Origin of the sequence: Sphingomonas turrisvirgatae (assembly GCF_001721295.1) — a bacterium.
GTDB classification, from domain to species: Bacteria; Pseudomonadota; Alphaproteobacteria; order Sphingomonadales; family Sphingomonadaceae; genus Sphingomonas; species Sphingomonas turrisvirgatae.
Window position 1 is genome coordinate 34,769 of the sequence record NZ_MDDS01000075.1, and the last position, 21,806, is coordinate 56,574.

Annotated in this window: 14 protein-coding genes; 3 read left to right on the forward strand and 11 right to left on the reverse strand. The window is 64.7% G+C overall.

Annotated elements, in window-relative coordinates; translation table 11 throughout:
- Positions 1-119: 119 nt before the first annotated feature.
- The 7 genes from BFL28_RS17720 to BFL28_RS17750 form a co-directional block, all read right to left on the reverse strand.
- Positions 120-2,909: a TonB-dependent receptor plug domain-containing protein gene (locus BFL28_RS17720; RefSeq protein WP_069321849.1), complete on the reverse strand. Its 2,790-nt coding sequence runs from the start codon at positions 2,907-2,909 to the stop codon at positions 120-122.
- 15 nt (positions 2,910-2,924) lie between these two features.
- The gene (locus BFL28_RS17725; RefSeq protein WP_206599144.1) at positions 2,925-3,929 is read right to left on the reverse strand and encodes a DUF6282 family protein; all 1,005 of its coding nucleotides are present in this window, start codon (positions 3,927-3,929) and stop codon (positions 2,925-2,927) included.
- Entirely contained in the window at positions 3,926-6,991 is a 3,066-nt protein-coding gene (locus tag BFL28_RS17730) for a TonB-dependent receptor (RefSeq protein ID WP_241527389.1), read from the reverse strand. Before BFL28_RS17730 ends, BFL28_RS17725 begins: the two co-directional genes overlap by 4 nt.
- A 168-nt stretch (positions 6,992-7,159) precedes the next feature.
- Positions 7,160-8,215 (reverse strand): FecR family protein, encoded by a 1,056-nt coding sequence (locus tag BFL28_RS17735; protein ID WP_206599145.1) that lies wholly within the window; start codon positions 8,213-8,215, stop codon positions 7,160-7,162.
- On the reverse strand, positions 8,215-8,724 hold the full coding sequence (locus BFL28_RS17740; protein WP_158011679.1) for an RNA polymerase sigma factor: 510 nt from the start codon (positions 8,722-8,724) through the stop codon (positions 8,215-8,217). The genes BFL28_RS17735 and BFL28_RS17740 overlap by 1 nt, the downstream gene beginning before the upstream one ends.
- A gap of 170 nt (positions 8,725-8,894) precedes the next feature.
- Positions 8,895-9,380 carry a GFA family protein gene (locus BFL28_RS17745; RefSeq protein ID WP_069321852.1) on the reverse strand — a complete coding sequence of 162 codons (486 nt, stop codon included), beginning with the start codon at positions 9,378-9,380 and terminating at the stop codon, positions 8,895-8,897.
- A 47-nt stretch (positions 9,381-9,427) separates the two neighbouring features.
- A complete protein-coding gene (locus tag BFL28_RS17750) occupies positions 9,428-10,786 on the reverse strand; it encodes an MFS transporter (RefSeq protein ID WP_131818686.1) in 1,359 nt (452 codons plus the stop codon).
- 160 nt (positions 10,787-10,946) lie between these two features.
- Between BFL28_RS17750 and BFL28_RS17755 the strand changes: the two genes are divergently transcribed.
- Positions 10,947-13,889, forward strand: a complete 2,943-nt coding sequence (locus BFL28_RS17755) for a TonB-dependent receptor plug domain-containing protein (protein WP_241527390.1) — start codon at positions 10,947-10,949, stop codon at positions 13,887-13,889.
- The gene (locus BFL28_RS17760) at positions 13,886-14,929 is read left to right on the forward strand and encodes an ABC transporter substrate-binding protein (protein ID WP_206599146.1); all 1,044 of its coding nucleotides are present in this window, start codon (positions 13,886-13,888) and stop codon (positions 14,927-14,929) included. Before BFL28_RS17755 ends, BFL28_RS17760 begins: the two co-directional genes overlap by 4 nt.
- Here the strand turns inward: BFL28_RS17760 and BFL28_RS17765 are convergent.
- Positions 14,919-17,771, reverse strand: a complete 2,853-nt coding sequence (locus tag BFL28_RS17765; RefSeq protein WP_069321854.1) for a TonB-dependent receptor domain-containing protein — start codon at positions 17,769-17,771, stop codon at positions 14,919-14,921. The genes BFL28_RS17760 and BFL28_RS17765 overlap by 11 nt on opposite strands.
- A 276-nt stretch (positions 17,772-18,047) precedes the next feature.
- Between BFL28_RS17765 and BFL28_RS17770 the strand changes: the two genes are divergently transcribed.
- The gene (locus BFL28_RS17770; RefSeq protein WP_069321855.1) at positions 18,048-18,962 is read left to right on the forward strand and encodes an ABC transporter substrate-binding protein; all 915 of its coding nucleotides are present in this window, start codon (positions 18,048-18,050) and stop codon (positions 18,960-18,962) included.
- Between the two features lie 163 nt (positions 18,963-19,125).
- Here BFL28_RS17770 and BFL28_RS17775 read toward each other — a convergent pair whose 3' ends face one another.
- The 3 genes from BFL28_RS17775 to BFL28_RS17785 are packed head-to-tail and all read right to left on the reverse strand — an operon-like array spanning position 19,126 to position 21,743.
- Positions 19,126-19,584: a hypothetical protein gene (locus tag BFL28_RS17775; protein ID WP_079247275.1), complete on the reverse strand. Its 459-nt coding sequence runs from the start codon at positions 19,582-19,584 to the stop codon at positions 19,126-19,128.
- A 1-nt stretch (position 19,585) separates the two neighbouring features.
- Positions 19,586-20,401, reverse strand: coding sequence for an amidohydrolase family protein (locus tag BFL28_RS17780; protein WP_069321856.1), 816 nt, complete (start codon positions 20,399-20,401; stop codon positions 19,586-19,588).
- A complete protein-coding gene (locus BFL28_RS17785) occupies positions 20,391-21,743 on the reverse strand; it encodes an MFS transporter (protein ID WP_069321857.1) in 1,353 nt (450 codons plus the stop codon). Before BFL28_RS17785 ends, BFL28_RS17780 begins: the two co-directional genes overlap by 11 nt.
- Positions 21,744-21,806: the final 63 nt, after the last annotated feature.

Genomic DNA, 21,806 nt, shown 5'->3' on the forward strand with positions numbered 1-21,806 from the left:
CAGGAGCGCCGAGGCGAGGAGCGGCCATAGCGATGAGCGCAGCGATCCTGCCGCTGCAAATCGCGCCGGGATTAAAAATCGGGCGCCCCGCAGGACGCCCGAGGGGGAGAGGGCTGAAATCACAGTCTGACGCGCACGCCCGCCGTGTAGCGCCGGCCGATCTTGTCGTAATACTGGCCGTTCACTGGCGCGTTGAGCACGAAATAAGGCGTTGCGCGCGGGTCCTGGTCGAGCAGATTGTTGATCGCCCAGAACAACTCGTAGCGCTTGTCCGCGCCCGCCCAGAACTTGCCGTTGAGGTTGAAGTACCAGGTCGCGGGCACTCGATTATCGTTGATCGTCTGGCCGCCGGGCACGTTGAACGTGACGTCCTGCACCCCGGCGCTGATGAACATCGTCTGGAGCGATACTTCCCAATGATCGGCGCTGAACGTCTGCGTCAGGTCGCCGCGAAAGGTCGGGATCGCGCCCAGCGTATAGGGGTTCATGGCACCGACATGATCGATCGGCACCGAACCCAGGGTGCCCGTGTCGACGACCGAATGAAGCACATAGGTGCCGCTTGCCGACATGGCATAGCGCCCGCCCGACCCCAGGAACGCCGCCGCCGTGTCATATTGCAGCGTCGCGTCGATCCCTTCCTGCAGGAACGATCCCAGGTTGATCGTGCCCGACAGGAACGCGGTATGGATGCGCTGCCCGGGATTGGCCGGATCTGGCCCATAGGTGAAGGCCGAGCAGAAGGCCTGATCGCCGCCGTTGCACAGCGCGGCGATCTGCGCGCTGGTCGGGTTGGAAATCGCATCGTTGATCTCGATCCGGTACCAGTCGAGCGATAGGCCCAGCCCGCGCAGCCCGCCCGTCCCGCGATAGGCGATGCCCGCCGTCCAGGTGTCGGCAAGTTCCGGGCGCACGTTGACGTTCCCGGCAGTCGCGTTCTGCGGAATGTTGTTAGTCTTGCTCACCCCGTCGACGATCAGCGTCAGCGGGTTGGTCAGCACGCTGCCCGGGCTGAACAATTCGTTGAGCGCAGGCGCGCGGATATCGCGCGAGCGCGAGACACGCAGGTTAAGGCCTTCCAGCGGCGACCACACCGCGCCGCCTTTCCACGCGACCTGACCGCCGGCCGTGCTGTAATCGGCATAGCGAACCGCGCCATTGGCGCTGAACCCCGTGAACAGCGGCACGGTACCTTCGAGATAGGCTTCCTTGACGTTGAAGTCGCCCGACCAGGGCACTGCATTGCCTGCGCCCAGATAGCCATTCGCGGCTGCGATCGGATCGGCCGTGAGATCCTCGGTCTCGCGTCGATACTCACCGCCCACGGCCACGCGAACCGGGCCGGCCGGCAGGTCGAACAGGTCACCCACGATGTTCGCCGCGACCGTCAATTGAGTATAATCGACGTCGCTGGCCGGCTCCCCCCAGATATAGTCACGCGCTGCCGCGCTGGTATTCCCTTCCCCGAACAGGTTCAGCGGCTGGCAACCGGCGGCGGCCGGATTGTTCTGCGCCACCGCGCGACAGACGATCGCGCCGTTGGGCGTACCGGTCAGGAATCTTCCCTGATCGACGGCATCGATGGCAAAGTTGAGGTTGCTGGTAATCAGCACCTTGGACGCGCGTTGGCGGTAGTAATTCTCGCCATAGCTTGCATGGGCGTCCCAGCTCCAGCTGCCGCCCAGCTTGCCCTTTACGCCGATCGTGGCATGCGGTGTCTCGTTCGTGATGCGGAACTGATTGTTGCCGATGTCAAAGCCGATGCGGCTGATGTTGATGCTGCCGGTGGGAGCTACCAGCGCACGAACGGCGGCGGGGAGAAAGGCGTTGTCGCCCCGGATCGCTTGCCGATCGAGCCTCAGCACCGCGCTTTGAATGTCGCCTTGCGCCTTCGACCAGCCACCCTCGACATAGGCGGTCAGCCTGTCCGAGAAATCGAAATACACGCTGCCATAGGCGGTAAGCCGCTCGACGCCCGGTACCGTGGTGGTCTGTGCGTTGACCGAAATCCCTTCCCCGCCGACCATGACCCGCCCGTCGATCGGGCTGCCATAGTTGAACCGCCGCAACGATCCGTCCGGATTGAACGTCTGCCCGACCAGCGCGGCCGGCCCGGTAACGATCACGCCGCCGGCACCCAGCGAGTTCACGACATTCTCGGCCAGCAGCAGGTTGGTCGGGCCGTTGCGATTGGTGACGATCAACTGGCCCCGCCGCCCCCAGTCGCGGGTGTAGAAGCTGCCGACTCCCTCGACGTCAGAATAATCGACGCTCAGCAGCGCATTGCCGCGCCCGCCCGCAAAGCCGGTCCCCGCGAGGAACCCGACGCGAAAGCGGCGATCGTCGCCCTGCTCGGAAATGCCGGTCTGCACGCGCGCGTCGATGCCGTCATATTTGGTCTTCATGATCAGGTTGACGACGCCTGACACCGCGTCGGACCCGTACAGCGCCGAAGCCCCGCCGGTCACCACATCGATCCGGTCGATCATGATCGTCGGGATGAGGTTGAGGTCGGTCGTGGTCGGCACGCTCTGGTTCGCAGCGGGCGCGAACGGCACCACGCGCGAGCCGTTGACCAGCACCAGCGTCCGCTGCCCGCCCAGCCCGCGGAGATCGGCGGTCGCCTGGCCCGGGCTCGACAGGTTGGTCGCGTTGGCGTTGGGCGAGCGCGTCGCCTTGAATGCCGGATTCTGGTTCAGCACCTCCATGATCGTTTCCGATCCCTGGCGATCGAGCACCTCATCGCCGATGACTTGCGTCGGTGTCGGCGCGTCCAGCCCGTTCTGGGCCGTGCGGGAGGCAGTGACGACGATGGTATCGGCATCGGCCGGTTCGGCGCTGTCCTGCGCCGCCGCCGGCGACGTTAGCAGCGCAAGCCCGCTGCAAGCCGTCAGCAAAGTGAGTTTCATGGTGTCCCCCTTTGATCAGCGCCGCGCCGGTGCCGGCGGCAATCCCAGCAACGCCGCCGGGTTATCGACGGTCATTCGGCGCACCTCTGCCGCGGTGAACCCGCGCTTGCGCAGCAGGCCGGCAACCATCGCGATCATGTCGTCCGGCATGACTTGGCCCAATTGCCCGCCATCGCTGCTCAGGATCACATGGTCGGGGCCAAGCGTGCGGATCGCCTGTGCATATTGGTCGAAGGTGAAACTTGCCCGCCGCCCGATCAGGAACCCGGCAACGAACTCGATCCTGGCGCCCAGCGCGATCGCTTCCTGCATCTGCGCGATGGTCATGTCGATCGGATGGCCGATCGCGTGCGTGACGACGATCCGCTCGATGCCCTGCCGCCGCGCCTCGCGGATCACCAGCAGTGCTTCGGCCGGACTGACATGCCCGGTTGCCAAGGCCAGCTTGATCTCGCTGTCGCGCACCTTTGCCGTGGCGATGGCGGCGATCACTGCCTTGGTTTCGGCCAGCAACTCGCCATTGCGCGACACACGGACAAACGGCCGGTCCTGGTCGCGCGACTTGACGTTGGCTTCGCTGTCCCAGGTTGGCATACTGACGATCCGGGCGCGACCGCCCTTCACCTCGCCGAAATGATGGACCGCTGCGGGATTGAGCCCGCCGACGGTGTGGTTGAGGCACAGCTGGCCGAACACTTCGACGCCCGGCACCAATTTCGACGCCAGATAGGCGAGCTGCGCCGACTGGTCGTAATGCTGCTTGATGACGAAGCCGCGCATCCCGGCCTTCTTCGCGCGGTTCGCCATCTCGATTACGTCGAGCGCGCGGCGCGCCTGCGCACTGTGCGGGCCGAAGCTGTCGGGATCGAGATGCGTGTGAATGTCGATGGCACCGCGGAGCAGCGCCCGGTCGGCCGCCGTCGGCGGCGGCAGCGTGCTCAGCGTGGCGGGTTGATCATGCGCCCCGCCCAGCAGCGTGGCTGCCAGCAGCAGCGCCAGGGTCCGTTTCGCGCGGATCACAGCCGAATCCTCCCGCCAATGACAAAATAGGCGCCGCGCCGGTCATAGAATGGCGAGTTGGCCACGGTGGGGGTTGCGATCGAATTGGGCGTGATCGGCGGATCGACGTTGAACAGGTTTTCGACGCGCCCATAAAGCTCGACCGCCGAATTGAGTTTGTACGACGCGTTAAGATCGACATAGCCGCGACCCGGAACCGTATTGTCGATCAGATCGAGGGTCGTGATGTTGAAGCGCGTGTCGAACTTGCCGCCGTCAACGTAGCGATAGCCCACACCCAGCTTCCAGGGTCCGACCGCGTAGTTCGCGTCGAGGTTGAAGCGCCACTCAGGCAATCCGACGGGCGGCGGCGCCAGGCCTACCAGACCGACGAAATCGTTGGTGATCCCGTTGGATGTCGTCGAGATTTCGGCGACATAGTTCGCCAGGCCGCGCAGGCTGAGTTGTCCGCCGAACAGCTGAAAGCGATATTGCAGTTCAACGTCCACGCCGCTGGTCTTCAGCGAATCCGCGTTGAAGGGGATGACGTTGATCTGCGTGATATTTTGCGTCGCCGGATCGCGGACGACGCCCGAACAGAATTCGGTGCGGCCCTGGTTGCAATAATCGACGATGCTTTGCGGCGCGATGGTCGAAATCGCCTGTTTGATGGCGATTCGATAATAGTCGATCGAGGCCCGCAGCCCCGGCAGAAAGCCGGGCTGGAAGATGACGCCGGCGGTCAATGTGTCGGCGCGTTCGGGAACCAGCGCGGTATTGCCGCTGGTGATCTGCAATGTCGGTCGCGAGATATTGGTGCGCGGATCGACGATCGCGCTGATTACCTGATTACCACGCTGGAACAGCTCGTAATTATTCGGCGCGCGAATATCGCGCGACAGCGTGGCGCGGAACCGAAGGTCGGGAACAGGTGAATAGCTCGCACCGACCTTCCAGGTCGTCACGCCCCCGCTCAGCTCGTAATCGGTATAGCGGATCGCGCCGTTGAGATCAAGATTATCGGCCCACGCCACACCATTGGCGAGCGGCACGACGACCTCGGCATAGCCTTCCTTGACCGTGAACTCGCCGGCGAAAGGCTGCGAGTTGATCGATCGCCAGCGCCGCAACGCTGAATCCGCGTCCGAAGTCAGGCTGGTCTTCTCGCGACGATATTCGGCGCCGACCGCGAACTTGACGTCCCCAGCCCAGGTGCGAAACGGACTGCCCGACAGGTTCGCCGCGAACACATCCTGTTCCTGCCGCGACCGTGTCCAGGACGTACCGCGATAATAGTTCAACGCCGCTTGGTTGATCGATCCGGCGCCGAACGGGTTGATCGGCACGCAGTTGCGGATGTCGCCATAGGGGTCCTGCGCTGCCGTTGGATTAGGATTGTTGAGCAACGCGCGGCAGATAGGCTGGCCAGTCGCGGGATTGGTTACCGCGTCCAGCCCCAGCGTCCAGCGATTGGCGATGCGATTGTAATAGCTGATCGATTCATAGCTGTTGCGGCTGATCTGCGCCGATACGTCCCAGCGCCAGCCATTGCCGAAGCTGCCCTCAAGGCCGAAGGTCAATCGCTTCACATCGGTCGCGTTGTCGAAGAGCGACGTCTGGTCCTCAAAGTTCATGCGGCCGACGGTGATGCTCGACACGCCCTGCGCCGCCATCGCGATGCGCACGGCCGACGGCAGATAGGCATTGTCGTTGCGGACGGTGAAGCCGGCATCATCGCGATTGGGCGATAGATCGGAGAGGACGTTGACGCGGGAGTAGAGGAAATCGGCGAACATCGTGACCTTGTCGCTCAGCTCGTAGCGCATGCCGGCATAGCCGGTGATCCGCTCGATCTCGGGCAGGATATTGCCTTCGTCGACCAGCGTCGCGCCATCGCCGCCGGTCATGTACGTGCCACCGATATTGGTACCGTAGTTGAACGGGATCACGGTTCCGCCTGGACCGAACTGCACGCCGGTCCCGGCCGGAAAGCCCAACCGTTGCGCGATCTGCAGGCCGATCGCGCGCGTCAGCACCCCGCCTGCCGTCATCTGGGTAAAGCGCGAATTGTTGGCGATCAGCAGCCGCGGCTGACCGTTGGTGGCCGTATATGCCGGGTTGGTGAGCAGCGCGGTCTTGTCATCGCCCCAGGGCCGCGTTCCCTGCGCCGTCTGCCCGTCATTGTGCATGTAATCGGCAGCGACGGTCAGGTGCAGCCGGTCGTCCAGCAAACCGATGCCATAGGCTGCGCTGATCGCGGGCCGATGGTGGTCGTCATAGACCGACTCACCATAGGAAAGGTCCAGCTTGAGCCCCTTCAGGTTCTTGTCGAGCATGAAGTTGACCACGCCAGCCACGGCATCAGAGCCATAGGCCGCAGACGCGCCGCCCGTGACGATCTCGATACTGCTGATGAGCGCGACGGGCACGATGTTGGTGTCGATCGTTCCGGCCGGATCGGTGAACGCGACCCGCCGCCCGTCGATCAACAGCAACGTGCGCTGCGTGCCGAGGCCGCGCAGATCGGCATTGGACGCGCCCACGGGCTCGCTCGACTTGCCGATATTCTGGTTGATGCGCAGCTGCGGCACATCATCCAGCAGGTCGGCGACCGTGCTGGCGGCCTTTGCCTGCAGGTCTGCCTGGTTCAAACTCGTCACCGGCGTCGGCGCGGTAAAGCCGCTGATGCGTGTGCCGGTGACGGTAATTGCCTGCTGTTCTTCGGCGGCCTCGTCAGCCGACGCGGCGGGCGCGGGTCCTGGTTCCTGCGGCTCGGCTTCGGTGCGGCTCGGGCGCGCGGCCGGCTGCGGCTCGCGCCGGGCGGGGGCGACGGCATCCACGACATAGGCGTTGGCATTCGCCTTGCGCGCGGACAGACCGGTACCCGCGAGCATGCGGCGCAGCGCCTCGTCCGCCGAAAGGCTCCCGCGCAGCGCCTGCGATCGCACGCCCACCATCCGTGCCGGATCGAACATCACCGCCTTGCCGCTCTGCCGCCCGAAAGCTTCGAGCGCTCGCGCAAGTTCCTGCGCGGGAATGTCATAGCTTCGACGTTCGGTTGCAGCGGCAGCTGCCGCGGGCATGCCAGGCAGCGCCCCCAGCGCTACGCCGGCAAGCGCAATAGCCCATAGTCGGCCGCAAGCGCGATCACGCATCCTCACCCCCATTTTTGCCTTCCGCGCGTCTTCGCGGCTTATGCTAGTAAAGACGCAGTCCGATCGGGGGTCCGAACGCCAAACCGTAAAAAATTATCAGTCAGGCTGATTAGCGCGCTGCTTGCGCCAGACGAGGCGTATCGTACCGCCGGGCTCGTTCTGGGCGCCGAGCGGATAGAGCGCCTCCAGCGCGGCGAGAAAATCGTCGCGATCGGCTGCCGGAAAGATTCCGCTCACCTTGAGCCGCGCGATGGCGGGATCGTCGACGACCAGCGGCACGGCGGAATATCGGTTCACTTCCTTGATCGCATCGGCGAGGCTGTCGGATCGAAAGATCAGCGTGCCCCGGTTCCAGGCTGTGGCGCGTTCGACATCGGCGGCGCTGACATCGACCAGGTCGGCCCCGTCGCTGACCAGTTGCTGCCCCGGGCTCAAATCGGTTCGGTCCAGCGCAGGGATAAGCCTGGCCAACCCCGTGCGACGCACCGAATCCACCCGCACACTGCCCTCTACCAGCAAGACCTGCACTTGCCCCTCGCGTTTGACCTGGACGTCGAAGGCGGTGCCGAGTGCGGTAATCTGACGGTTGCCGGCCGCCACGACGAACGGACGCCGCGCGTTTTTGGCAACGTGGAACATCGCTTGCCCCTGCAGCAGGCGCACGTCGCGGCGATCGTCTGAATAACGCACTTCGACCAGCGAGTCGGTGTTCAGCGTTACCTTCGATCCGTCGCCCAACACGACGTCGCGACGCTGTCCAATCGCGGTAGCGTAACGCTGGACCTGCTCTCCTGACGAAATCGCCGTTCGTGGCGCTGGCCACAGCAACATGCCGCCGCCGATCGCGCCGACCAGGCTGGCGGCAAGCGCCGTCCCGAGCACCCAACGTTGGCGAACCGGGCGACGTTTGGCCCGCGCCAGTTCCAGGGCAGCACGACGCATCTCCCGGATCTCGGGCATCGACGCATAGCTGCCGATCCGCTCGATCCGCTCGTCGATCGCATGCCAGCCCGCGGCGTTCGCAGGGTCGGCCAGCCAGTCCGCGAACGTGCTGTCCGACGCGAATCGCTCCGGGTCGAGCTGGCGCCGCGTTGCCCACCACACCGCCGCCTCGTCGGGCGCGTCGGGCGGCAATTGGGAGCGCAGATCCATCATGACAGCCGCGTCCGTAGCAGCGTGAGCACGCGGCTGATATCCTTCTCGATCTGCCGTTGCGACAGTCCCAGCAAAGCCGCGATTTCCCGGCCGCTCATTTCTTCGAAACGGTTGAGGACGAACACCATCCGCGGTCGCTCGGGCAGCGTTTCCAGCGCTTCGATGAACCGCTGATAATCATCGCGCCCGATCGCCTGTCGTTCGGGCGATATGGGATCGATCAGTCGCGCGAACGGATCGGCGGAACCGGTGCTCTCAAGCTCGGGCTGGGTCCGCTTGCGACGGGCGCGATCCCGCAACAGGTTGGTCGCCACGCGAAAGACATAGCCCTCGAGGTTCTCGACCTCGTCCCCCTGCCCCCGGCGCGCCAGCGCGGCATAGACTTCCTGCGTCAGGTCGTCCGCCTCGGCGCGATCGGCGACCCGGCGGAGGAAATAGGCATGCACCGCCCGCTTGTAGCGCAGGGCGAGGAAGGCGACGTTCTCGTCGCAAGCTGGGTTCCTCATGGTGCTCATCCGTTCTGATTATACAAAACGCAGAAAAGCCGGACCTCCGAACGCGGCCCGTTCAATCATCCCGTTTTATCGCCGGAGCGCAGCTCACCCAGACACTCCGGCAGCGAGAGGGCGAGGGATCATCGCTGGTGGAGGTCCGCCGCACCCTCGGGATCAATCAGCTACATCACGGCAGTAGTCACGGGCCGCCGCTTGATTTCGTCAAGCGCCGCCTGCGCTTCGGGCGACCGCTTGCCCATCGCCGGAAAGGCCGGAAGCGCGGGATCGAACCGGTCCCACTGGGTCGCATCCTTCGTGTAGATGACGGTCGACGGCGTTACGACATTGGGATCGTCGAGCGATCCGGCCTGTACCATCACGATGGGGCCCGGCAGATCGCCCGAGGTATAGAGCCGCCCGCCGCACTCGCCACAAAAGTGCCGATTGACCCGGCCGCCCGTATCACCGTGCGTCGTGTATATTTTGGGCGAACCCGCGACATCCAGCTGGTCGCGATGGATGCCGATGATCGTGGTGTGCCCGGTGCCGGTCGCCTTCTGGCAATCGATGCAGCAGCACTGCGTGCAGTACAATGTCGGACCGGTCAGCTTGTAGCGGATCGCGCCGCACAGACATCCGCCTTCAACCGTCTCACCTTCAGGGACCATCCTCATTCTCCTGTTCTACTTTTGGCGGGAAGCCATGGCGTCGGCGCTTATCGCGCCGGTTCGGCAATCAGCGCTTGCGGCTCGGGCGTCTCGCTGCTGAACGAGGTGCGCAGCGCCAGACGATAGGCGACATACATGGTCACGGCCGGGATGACCGCGATGGCGGCGAACACATAATAGGTGTCCATCCGGCTAAGCCCCGCGCTTAGCAGGAAGCCGCCAATCGCAGGACCGATCACCGCCCCCACGCGGCCAAAGCCGACGATGAAGCCCACGCCGGCATTCTGGATCGCGGGCGGGTACATCACCACTGCGATCAGGAAGAAGCCGGTATAGGCGCCGACGATGAAGAAGCTGGTCAGCCCGGCGACCAGCACCAGCGGCAAGTGTGCGGGCGGCATCGAGCCGAACACGACCAGCGTGATCGCCGCGCCGACCAGGCACCACATGGTCAGCCGGACCTCGCCGATACGCCGGCCGAGCAATCCGAAGCTGAGATGGCCTGCCGTCCCGAACGCGCCCGTCACCACGCCGGCCGCCGCCGCCATCGATGGCGTCAGTCCGGCATTGGCGAAGATGGTCGGCTTCCAGTTCATGATGAAATAGCCGACCAGCGCATAGGTGACGGACGCCACCCAGATCAGCAACGTCTGCGCACGGATATCGGGCGCCAGCATGAGGCGGAACGTACCGGTGCGCTCGGCGGCCTGGGGCGGCAGGACGGGCAGCGCCGTCAACTCGGGTATACCCATGCGGCGGTTCAGGCGGTTGATCCGGTCCAGATCGCCTGGCGCTTGGCGGCGCGCCAGGAATTCGCGCGACTCGCCCAACAGGAAGATGCTGAACACGAATGTGACGACGTTCAGGGCGCCCGCGGCAAAGAAGATCATCCGCCAGCTGCCTTGATCCAGCGCGACTGCCGCGATCGCGCTGCCCAGCATCGATCCCGTGCTGAACCCGATATGCAGGATCGCCAGCGCCATGTTGCGCGACTTGTCGCTCGCATATTCGGCGACCGTCGTGTTGAGGCACACGACCAGTGTGCCAAGTCCGATGCCGGTGATGGTGCGGCAGACAAACAACTGCCAGATGTTGGCCGCCATCCCGCTCAGCAACAGCATCGTCGCGAGCGTGCCGAGCGCTGCCAGCATGATCGGTCGGCGACCGACCTTGTCCGCCATCGGGCCGATGACGAACGCGCCGATCACCAGGCCGCAGGCACCCGCGCTGAACATCCCGCCGAGCAGCGCAGGGTCGATCCCCCATTCGCGCGTCAGAGCAGGCGCGGCAACGGCAAGTGAAACGACATCGAAGCCGTCGGCGATGTTGATCAGGCAGCACAACACCACAACGATCAGCTGGTAAGCGCCCATCCGCGATGGAGGCGCCAGAATCCTACCCTTCATCGCTGCCGCCACGTTCGCTCTCCGATATGCTTATATGCAATGTCATTTGCTTATACCGGATATTATCAATTGCCTAGTGTTCAATTTCCCCTTCTCCGATGCCACACCGGTATCGGTCGCAACCCAATGGCGATTGGATCATCTGCTTATATTGAACATAATGCGTTCATACCAAATTGAAGATCGGGAGGATATCGTGGTCGAGGATCTTGCTGGACGGACGCCGTTCGCCGCCGCCAAATGCCTGTCGCGGCGCACCCGCGCGCTCACTCGCCCGTTCCACCAGACTGCCTTGTTCGCCCTGATGGCGGGCATTCCCCTGCTGTCGCCGATGGCGGCGTTCGCGCAGACCGCAGCGCCGCCCGAGGCTCCGTCGGACCCGGCAGCCGAAGTGACGGGCGAGAACGATGCGATCACCGTCACCGGCACGCGCATCAGCGGCTTCACCGCTCCGACCCCGCTCACCACCGTCGGCCAGGCAGAACTTGAATCCAAGGCGGTCAGCACCGTGTCGGAACTGCTGGACGACGTGCCACAGCTGCGCATCAACCAGAATATCGGCAAATCCAGCGAGCCGATCGGCGCCTCGAACGCCGATCTGCGCGGGCTGGGTACACAGCGCACGCTGGTGCTCATCGACGGGCGCCGGGTCGGCTTTACCGATCCGGCAGGAACGATCGACACCAACATCGTGCCGGTGGCGCTGATCAGCAGCGTGGAGATCGTCACGGGCGGCGCGTCAGCGGCCTATGGTTCGGATGCAGTGGCCGGTGTGGTCAATTTCGTGCTGAACAAGAACCTACAGGGCCTGCGGCTCGACGCGTCCTATGGGCAGACGATCTATGACGATCACCGTCGGCCGTCGATCAGCGGCGCTTATGGCACCTCGTTCGCGGACGGTAAGGTCCAGCTGACCGTCGCCGGCGACTATCTGCGCAACAGCGGCCAGACTTCGCAAGCCGAACGCCCATGGGGCAACAGGCAGACCGCGTTGCTGACCAACCCTGCCTACACCCCGACCAATGGCCAGCCGCGCCTGATCATTTCCGACAATGCGCGCTTCAGCCAGATGACCGCGGGCGGCGTCCTGACCCGCGCGAACGGCCTAGCCCTTGCCCAGCGGCTCGGTTTCCCGACCGGCACCGGCGTACAGTTCGGCCCCAATGGACAGCCCATCCCGTTCGTCTACGGCACCAATATCGGCGGCACGTTCATGACCGGCGGCGACGGCGCTCAAGTGACCGATGAAGGCAATATTCTGCCCGAAATCGAACGCTTCACTGCCTTTGGCGGCATCCGCATCGAACTGTCTGAGAATCTGAAGTTCTTCAGCGACTTCATCTATGCCAAGGTCGACTCGCTGTCTGACCTCACGCCCAATCCCGACAACGGCAACCTCACGATCCGGAACGACAATGCGTTCCTCCCCCTCGCGCTGCGATCGGCGATGGCCGCCGCCGGGCTGACCAGCATCACCATGGGCCGGATCCATTTCGAGGACGAATTGTCGCGCTTCGAAAGCACCACGGTGAGCCGCCGGTTCACCTTCGGGCTTGAGGGGCGTTTCGGCGGCAGCTGGACCTGGGACGTCTCGGGACAGATCAGCCGCAATGACTATGACCAGCTAAGCTTCAACAACCGCATCAACAACCGCTTCACGCTCGGACTCGACACGGTGGTGAACCCCGCCACCGGCCAACCGGTCTGCCGCGCCCTGTTGAACAACCCCAATCCGTCAGCGGCGCAGGATCCTTATGGCGACCTTCGCGGCTGTGTTCCGATCAATCCGTTCGGCGCGGGTTCGATCAGCCAGGCGGCGCTAGGCTACTACCGCGGCACCTCGTATCTGCGGTCGCGGCAGGAGCAGGATGTGTTCGCCGTCAATCTGTCGGGCAGCCCGTTTTCTACCTGGGCCGGCGAGGTGAAGGTCGCGCTGGGTGCCGAGTATCGGCGCGAGCAGACCTCATTGCGCTCCGATCCGGACTCGGCCGCCCGTCGCTGGCGCTCGGTCAACGCCCAGCCGTTCGATGGCGAATTCGACGTCAAGGAAGGGTACGCCGAAGTGGTCGTGCCGCTGGCCCGCGGCAGCCGATTTGCCGAGAATCTCGATATCAACGGGGCGATCCGCTATACCGATTACGAGTTGAGCGGCGGCGTCACGACCTGGAAGGTTGGCGCCAACTATTCGCCCTTTGCCGACCTGCGTCTGCGCGCCACCTTGTCGCGTGACATCCGCGCGCCTAACAACTTCGAGCTGTTTTCGCGCGGCAATCAGGTCATCAACGCGATCGTCGATCCGCGCACCAACATCTCGCGCCAGACGGTCCAGATCACCAGCGGCAACATCGCGCTGCAGCCGGAAAAGGCGGATACCTTCACGGGCGGCGTGATCTTCACGCCCAGCTTCCTGCCCGGCTTGCGAGCGTCGGTCGATTACTACCGGATCAAGATCAACGACGCGGTATCGGTCATCGCAGCGCAGAGCATCGTCAATTTCTGCGAGGAGGGGCGCACTGAATTCTGCGCCGGCGTGGTCCGCGATCCGGCCACGCAGATCATCAGCCAGGTCAACGTCATCCCGTTCAACGCCGACTCGCTCAAGACCAGCGGCGTGGACGTCGAACTGCAATATCGCTTCGCACTGGGCGGCGGCGAACTCAATCTGCGCGGCCTCGCCAACTATGTCGCCGAACTATCGACCACGTCGAATGGCGTGACCAACGATTATGTCGGCCTGGCGGGAGTCGCGCCCCCGCCGCAGGGGGTGCCGGAATGGCGCGTCAACCTCGACGCGACCTATTCGACCGATACTTGGCGGTTCGGCATCGGCTATCGCTATATCGACGGTGGCAAGTTCGACACGCGGTTCAACATCACGACGCTGGACATTGCTGACAACAACATCTCGGGGCGCAGCTATGTCGACCTCTCGGCCTCGTACAAGCTGAATACGGCAATCGAACTCTACGGCCGCGTCGAAAACCTGTTCAACGTCTATCCGCCGATTGCGCCGAATGGGATCACGCAGCCGACGATCGCCAGCTCGCAATTCTTTGACCGGCGCGGCACCTTCATCGCCGTCGGCGGGCGGCTTCGGCTTTGACCGGCATCGCTCCCGATAGCCGGTGGGGACCGGTTGACGCGGGGACGATCGGCCGCCGTCAGTTCGCCACCGGCGTGCTGGCGGCGGCCGGCTCATTGGTGGCGGGCTGTTCGGCCGGCATGCGACCGCCCGCTTCGCCGCCGCTGGCGCCCCTGCGTGTCGCCGCGCGGCCCGATGTACTTGAGGTAGGCCCGGTCTTGCTCGCAGCGGCACCTGGCGGCGGGTCGGCTTCGATCCTGCCCGGCGGCATCCCCAATCTCTTCGAGGGGCAAGTGGCGGGCGCGCTCGACCGCTTTCCAGGCGCTGCAGACGCCGCGGCGCAGGCGGAGACGCAGTTGTTGCGACTCTCGGTCGCCAATCCCGACCTGCGCATCGTCATGACGGTGACGGAGGGCCTCTACCGCGTGGTGGCGCGCCGCTCGGCCGGGATTTCAAGCGTCGCCGACCTTGCCGGCAAGCGCGTCGGCGTGTTCGAGAGGACGTCGGCAGCCTTCTTCCTTCACCGTCTGCTTGGCAAAGCCGGGCTGAACGACGGCGACATCGTTCGCGTCGCACTTCGTCCGAGCGAAATGGCGCAGGCCCTGACTGAGCGGCGGATCGATGCGATGGCAATCTGGGAGCCGGAAGGCGAGCGGGCCATGCGCGCCATCGGCCAGGACGCGATCACCTTTGCCGATCCCACCGCCTATCGCGAATTCTACAACCTGAATACGACCACCGCCGTGCTGGGCGATGCGACGAAGCGGGCGGCGCTGGTTGCGTTCATGCGCGCGCTGGTCGGCGCTTGCCGCACCGCCGCCGATCGCCCGGAGAAGATATGGCCACTGCTCGCGGCGAGCAGCGGATTTGCGGAGAATCTGATCGCCGCGGCCTGGCCGCACCACCGTTTTCCGGCCAGCCTGTCCCCTGCCCTGCTCGATACCATGGTCGCGGAAGAGCGTTGGCTCGCGGTCCAGGACGGCCGCGCTCCGCGCAGCCGTCCCGAACTCGATCGCCTGATCGACCGGTCGCTTCTAGTCGAGGCCGGTATCAGAATTTGAACCGCGCGCCGATCGTCATGAACCGGCCGATGCGATCATAGAAGGCGGACGAGGCATAGCTCGGTGCAGTGATCGCATTGGGCGTCAGCGGCGGCGCGGTGTTCAGGACATTATCGATGCTGGCAAAGAACTGGACGTTGGGCGTGACGCGATAGGACGCGTTGAGATCCAGATAGGTCCGCGCCGGGACGCTGTTGTCGTCGATGTCCACGCCCTCCACGAAGCTGACGTTCAACGTGCCGCCATCGACATAGCGCAACTGCGCGCCGATCGCGGTGCGCTCGTCGCGATAGTTGGCCGACAGCACGCCGCGCCACTTGGGAATGCCTCCCGCCGGCCCAACCGTGCCGGTGCTGCCGGTCTGCCCAGCATAATCAACCGTGACGCCATTCAGCGTGGTGGTAAGCTCCGCGACATAGTTGACCAGCGCGCGCGTCTCGATCCGCCCGGCGCCGACCGGCATGGAATAGCTCGCCTCGAAATCCACGCCGCTGGTCTTGGCGCCTGCGGCGTTGATCAGCGTCGCCTGGACCGCGGTGATCACGTTGCCGTTGAACGTGATCGCCGGACACAGATCGGCCTGCTGCCGGACCAGGCAGCCATCGACGATCTGCTGCCCGGTCAGCGAGGCGATCGCGTTGCTGATGTCGATCGAATAATAATCGACCGACAAACGCAGGCCCGGCACCCAGGAAGGCTGATAGACGAGGCCCGCCGTCAGTGCCCGTGCCCGCTCCGGCGTCAGCGCGGGATTGCCGCCGGTCAGCTGGAGGGTGTTGAGCTGAACGTTGGTGACGGGATTGGTGATGTTATTGAAGAACTGCGACTGGCCGGAGAACAGTTCGTTGATGTTCGCAGCGCGGATATCGCGGGAATAGGTGGCGCGCAGCCGCAGGTCGTCGAACGGGGTGTAGTTGCCCCCTATTTTCCAAGTCGTCACGCTGCCGCTGGTCGAATAGTCGGTCACGCGCACCGCGCCATTGACGTCCAGATGCTTGCCGAGCGCGGATTCGCGCAGCAAGGGCACAACCACCTCGGCAAAGGCCTCCTTGACGTTCAGCTTACCGCTCAGCGGCTGTGGATTGACCGTCTTCCAGCGCCGCAGCACCGAAATTTCGTCCACATCAGCGCGCACGCGTTCCGTGCGATATTCGCCGCCGACAGCAAGCGAAACCGGCCCTGCCCAGGTGTCGAACACCGTCCCTTCCAGGCCGAGCGAATAGACATCCTGCTGTTGACGGGCCATCATCACCGCCGTGCCCTTGTAGTAATCTAGGGCCTGCCGGCTGATCGACCCGGCGCCGAACGGGTTGATCGGCACGCAGGCGCGAATGTCGCCATAGGGATCCTGCGCGGCGGTCGGGTTCGGATTGTTGAGCAGCGCGCGGCAGATCGGCTGGTTCGTCGCCGGGTTGATCACGCTGTCGAGGCCGAGCAGGAAGCGCGGATCGTTGCGGTTGTTGCCGTCCTCGCGATAATAATCGTTACGGCTCAACTGGACAAAGGCGTTCCACTTCCAGCTCGCGCCGATCTTTCCATCGATGCCGAAGCCATAGCGCTGCACGGTATTGTCGACGGTGTTGGTGAACGGACCATCCTCGCCCGCCACGCGTCCCATACTGAACTGGGTGAGGTTGTTCGCCAGCAGGATGTTGCGAACTTGCGACGGCAGGAACGCATTGTCCCGGCGAATGACCAAATTGCCATTGTCGGTCGCCGTCGTGCCGTCCGAGAAGATGTCGGCGCGTGAGACCAGCGCGTCGGCATAGACGCTGATCTCGTCGCTGACGTCGAACGTGATCCGGCCATAGCCGGAAACGCGTTCCAGCACGGGCAGGATGTTCGACGTGTCCGAGAGTGAGGCGCCGTCCCCGCCCGCCATATAGACACTGCCGATCGAGGTGCCGTAGTTGAACGGCAGCACCGTGCCGCCCGGGCCGAACTGAAGCCCCCTCAACGCCGCCGGGCTGTTGCGCGCAGTTACCCCGCCCAGCGTCATCTGCGTGAAGCGCGCATCGGGCAGGATCAGCTGCCGCGGCGCGCCAGGTGTGCCGGGATAGGCCGGATTGGTCAGGATCGCATAGCCGCCGCGCGCCCAAGGGCGTGAACTTTGCCACAACTGGCCACCGTTGCGGAAGTAATCCGCCGACGCCACGACATGGAGCCGCCCGTCCGCAAAAGCACGACCCGCGGTCAACGACGCCCCAGGCGTCGCCACATCGCCATAGGTGGAGATGCCGTATTGGACATCGCCCTTCAGCCCTTCGAAGCGGTTGTCGAGCACGATGTTGACCACGCCCGACACTGCGTCCGAGCCGTAGGCTGCCGATGCGCCGCCGGTGACGATGTCGATACGGCGGATCAGCCCGACCGGTATGACGTTGATATCGACGCCGCCCGACGGATCGGTGGCCGCAAACCGCCGGCCATCGACCAGCAACAAGGTGCGGTTGGCGCCAAGACCACGTAGGTCGAGGTTGCTCGCGCCGATCGGCTGGCTCGACGTGCCGGTGTTCTGGTTCGCCTTGAGCGCCGGCACGTCGGTCAGCAGGTCGGCGATATTGCGGACGCCGCGGTCCTGCAGTTGCTCCTCGCCAACCGTGGTCACGGGCGTGGGCGCGGTGAAGCCGGAAATGCGAGTGCCAGTGACCGTGATCTCAGCGCTGTCGCCGGCCGGCTCAGGCGACGTATCGGGGCTGGCCGACGCCGGAACGTCGGCCTGCTGCATCGCTGCCATTGCCGGCTGAACGCTTGCCATCGTCAGCATGGCAGCGAGCGCCGTCATGCTGGTCAGGCCGGTCGGCACGCTCGACCTGTACTCGCGGTTTGCCAAGGCCTTCATTATTCACTCTCCCCCTCCCGCACGATGCCGTGCAGGTAGTTTGCCGGTTGTGTTGTTAGATATTAATGAATTATATTCGTCCATAGCGAACAATCTAATGCCTATTGGGGCATGGTCGGATAACCAGCGGTTATGGTTCTGGCCGGGCGCGGAACGATGTAGATCGGGCGCGAGACAGACGAGGAGAGTGGCTTGATCCAGCGGCGGCATCTAATTCACGCACTCGCCACCCTGCCCGCGCTGGGGATTGGCGCCTGCGCAGCGCGTGGACGACACGTGACCGACGGCCCCGCACTGCAGGTACGCGGCAGCCTTGAGACGCTGGAGATCGCACCCGTCCTGCTGGCTGCACGCCATTTCTTTCCTGGCGGCGCCGACGTGCGCAACGGCGGGATCGGCAATCTGGTCGGTGCACCGCGCGTGGCCAGCCTGGGAGACGAAGGGCGCGCCGACATTGCGACCCATGCCGAAACGCAGGCGCTGCGTTATTCGGTGGACCGTCCCGACCTCCGCATCATCCTGACCGTGACAGAAGGCAGCTACCGCATCGTCGCGCGCCGGTCGGCAGGCGTCGCGGCGCTGCGCGATCTCAGGGGAAAGCGCATCGCCACGATTCCTACGACCTCCGCCGGCTTTTTCCTCGCCCGGATGCTGGAGCAAGCAGGGCTTCGCCTCGACGACGTCGCGATCGCACGGGTATCGCCGCTGTCAGGCATGGCGGCCGCCCTCGCCCGACACGAGGTGGACGCGGTGGCGATCTGGGAACCGCACGCTGCCAATGCCGCGCGTCTGATCGGCAAGGATGCGATCACCTTTTCCGGCGATGGTGTCTACCGCGAATTGTTCAATCTCAACAGCACTGCCGCCAACCTCGCCGATCCGGTGCTGCGACCCCGCATCGTGGCGTTCGTGCGCGCGGTCATCGACGCTTCGCGCGCAATCCGACGCGACCCGCGCGTTGCGCAACAGTTGCTCGCCACGACTGGCGGCTTCACGCGCGACGAGCTGACGGCATCGTGGCCGACGCTCGCCTTCCCGGCCGATCTGCCCGCCGATCTGCTGGACGTACTGGTGCTCGAAGAGCAATGGCTGGCGCAGCAGGAACGGCGTGCGCCGCGCGGACGTGATCGCCTGGCCAGTCTCATCGATGCCAGCATCTTGCGCGAAGCACGCGGCCGCACGCGGCGCTGATTGCAGCCGGCGGACCGTCGCACGATCGCCAGTATCATCCGTCAGCAACACTCCCGGCCTGGCCATCAGGACGTTCGGCTCGGTCGTTCAGTCCCCCGTTCCAGCGCGGCGCGATCTTCGATGGTACCGGAACAGCCCTTTTTCGTTGGCGGCACTGCTGAAGTCAGCTGAAATTCAGCTGCGCCCCGCCCTTGAACAAATTGACCAGTTCGCGCCGCGTGCACAGCCAGCGCTGCTCGGCTTCGTCCCAGCGAAAGGTCTCGGTCGCACGGCTGATGCGGGTCGGCGCTTCGCTCTCGCGCGGCGCTTCGCCGTCGGCCGCCCATAGCAACATGTACCAGTTGGCGGTCGCGCTCCCCTGCCCGTCGAACTCGGCGCGAAAGTTGCTGAACGCATGGACCGCGACACGCTCGCCCCGCCCCTCGCGCCAGCTGTAGAAACCCTGGATGGCTTCCCGGCCCTCCAGCAGCAGCCGGCCCGACGCATAGACGGCCTCGGGCGCATAATAATCGCCGGCATTGCGTCCCCAATTGGTGTCCACGTCGTGCCAGAAATCGGCCAGCCCCAGTTCGAGTTCGGCAGTGGCGATCGCGCGTTCGCGGCGGCTCATGGTCGCGGTCATTTCAGCATCCCTGATTGAAGAACAAGTCGAACGCCGTGCGGTCGATCGCTGCCCGGACGGCAGGATCCGGGACAAGACGGCGATAGAGATCGATCGCGTCGCCGTACCCAAGTTCGCTTTCGTGGTTCACGAACGGCGCGTCACTACCCCACAGTAGCCGCGCAGGTCCGGCCCGTTCGAGCGAGTCGCGGGCCACTTCGGCAGCGGTGTCGAACGGCATGCGAAAGCCGGCGGACAGCTTCACCCAGCATCGCCCGGTTTCGACTGCGCGCACCAGCGCATCGGTCCCCACACGCCGTTCCGCCGCATCGCGCGACGGCACGCCCAGATGATCGACAACGACCGGCACCCCGGCGGCGACCAGCGCGGGCAGCAGTGTCGGCAGGCTGGCGCTGCGGCTCAATAGCTCGACATGCAGCCCGGCATCGGCGATGCGATGCAAGAAGCCGCGCCACGGGTCAATCGACAGGTCGGGAAGTTCATCGACGCGCCGCCACATCAGCCGCACGCCAACCACGCCCTGCGCGGCTAAGCGGAAAAGCATTCCCGCATCCGTCTCGGGCGGAACGATCACCGTGCCGCGCAGCCGGTCGCGATGCGCGGCGAGCGCCGACAATGTATAAGCATTGGCATCATCGAACAGGCTGGCCGCTGCGATCACGCCATGCGTGATGCCATGCGCGTCCATGTCCGCCAGCCATGATTCCACGCTATAATCGTAATCCGGGCGCGAATGCGCGTCGGCCGCGAATGGCATGTCCCTGGTGAAGACATGCGCATGCGCGTCGACGCGGGGCGATCGATCGTCAGTGACCATGGCCCGCGCGGACCGGCTGCGGCGCGCCCTTCAGGCTCATCAGCCAATAGGTGAAGATCCCTGCCGAAGCGAGGGGCACGCCCAGCAATGCGAAGATCGTGACCGGGCTGAATCCCTCGCCGAGGACGAACGCCCCGAACAGCGGCGCAAAGATCGACGCCACCCGGGCCGCGCCATAGGCCCAGCCGATGCCGGTCGCACGGCTGCGCGGCGGATAGAGCGCGGCCGCCAGCGCCGGGATGCTGGCTTGGCCGCCATGCTGGAACACCGCCATCAATCCGACTGCGAAGAACATCAGGATCGTCGGCGCGGTCAGGCCGATCAGCAGCGAGAACAACGCCGCCAGCATGAACGTCGAAGCCATCACCCGCTTGAAGCCGAATCGGTCGATGAAAAACCCAATGGTGAGCATGCCGATGAATCCGGCGACCGTGTTCACGCCGTTGATCAGCGCCACTTGCGGCCAAGGCAGGCCAACCACATCCTTGAAGATCGTCGTCTTCCACACCCCGGCCGTGATGAACACGAAGCTGGAGATCGTGATCGCCCACATGAGGAAGGTCTTGCCGCGCTGACCCGGCCCGAACACGTCGCCGAGCAGGATGGCGCCGGCCGCGCGCTCCGGCTTTGGCGGCACGTGCAGCAGGACCGGCTCCTCGCGCGACGGATCCATCTTGCGCGCCAGCGTCTGGATCTTGGGATCGTCCGGATTTCGCGCCGCGAGCGAGCGCAGCGATTCAGGCAGCATGAAATAGACAAAGGGCAACATGATCGTCGGCAGCGCCACCGCGATCCAGAATCCGCCGCGCCAGCCGAACGGCTCGAGCACGAAACCCTGCATCAACGCGCCGAGCAGCGCGCCGATCATCGTGCCGCTGACCGTGATTGTGCTCATCGTGGAGCGCAGCCGTTGCGGGGCAGTTTCCGACGCCAGCGAAACCAGGATCGGGATCATGGCGGTGCCACAGAATCCGGCGACGAAGCGGCAGACCGCGAACGGCACCAGCGAATGGGTGAAAAGGATCGCGAATGCACTCAGCGCCATGCCGGCATAGCAGAAGAACAGCAGTCGCGGGCGCCCGATCCGATCCGCCAGCGGCGGAATGACGAACGCGCCAAGCAACATGCCGGTCTGCTGTGCGACCATTGCCGAGGTGATGGCAGTGCGCGAAACGCCGAAATCGCGCGCCAGGTCGGGCAGCACCCAGCCGACGATGTACAGCTCGTACCCATCGATCGCCGTCAGGATCGTACACAGGATGAGCACGGTCAGATGGAAGCGATTGAACTTCAGTCCGTCGAGGAAGCTGTCAATCGCAATTGCCTGGCTCTTGCTTGCCATCCGCCTGCCCTCTCCCAACGCGTCGCAGCGACGCATTCCAGTGTTCATATCACATGACATTCG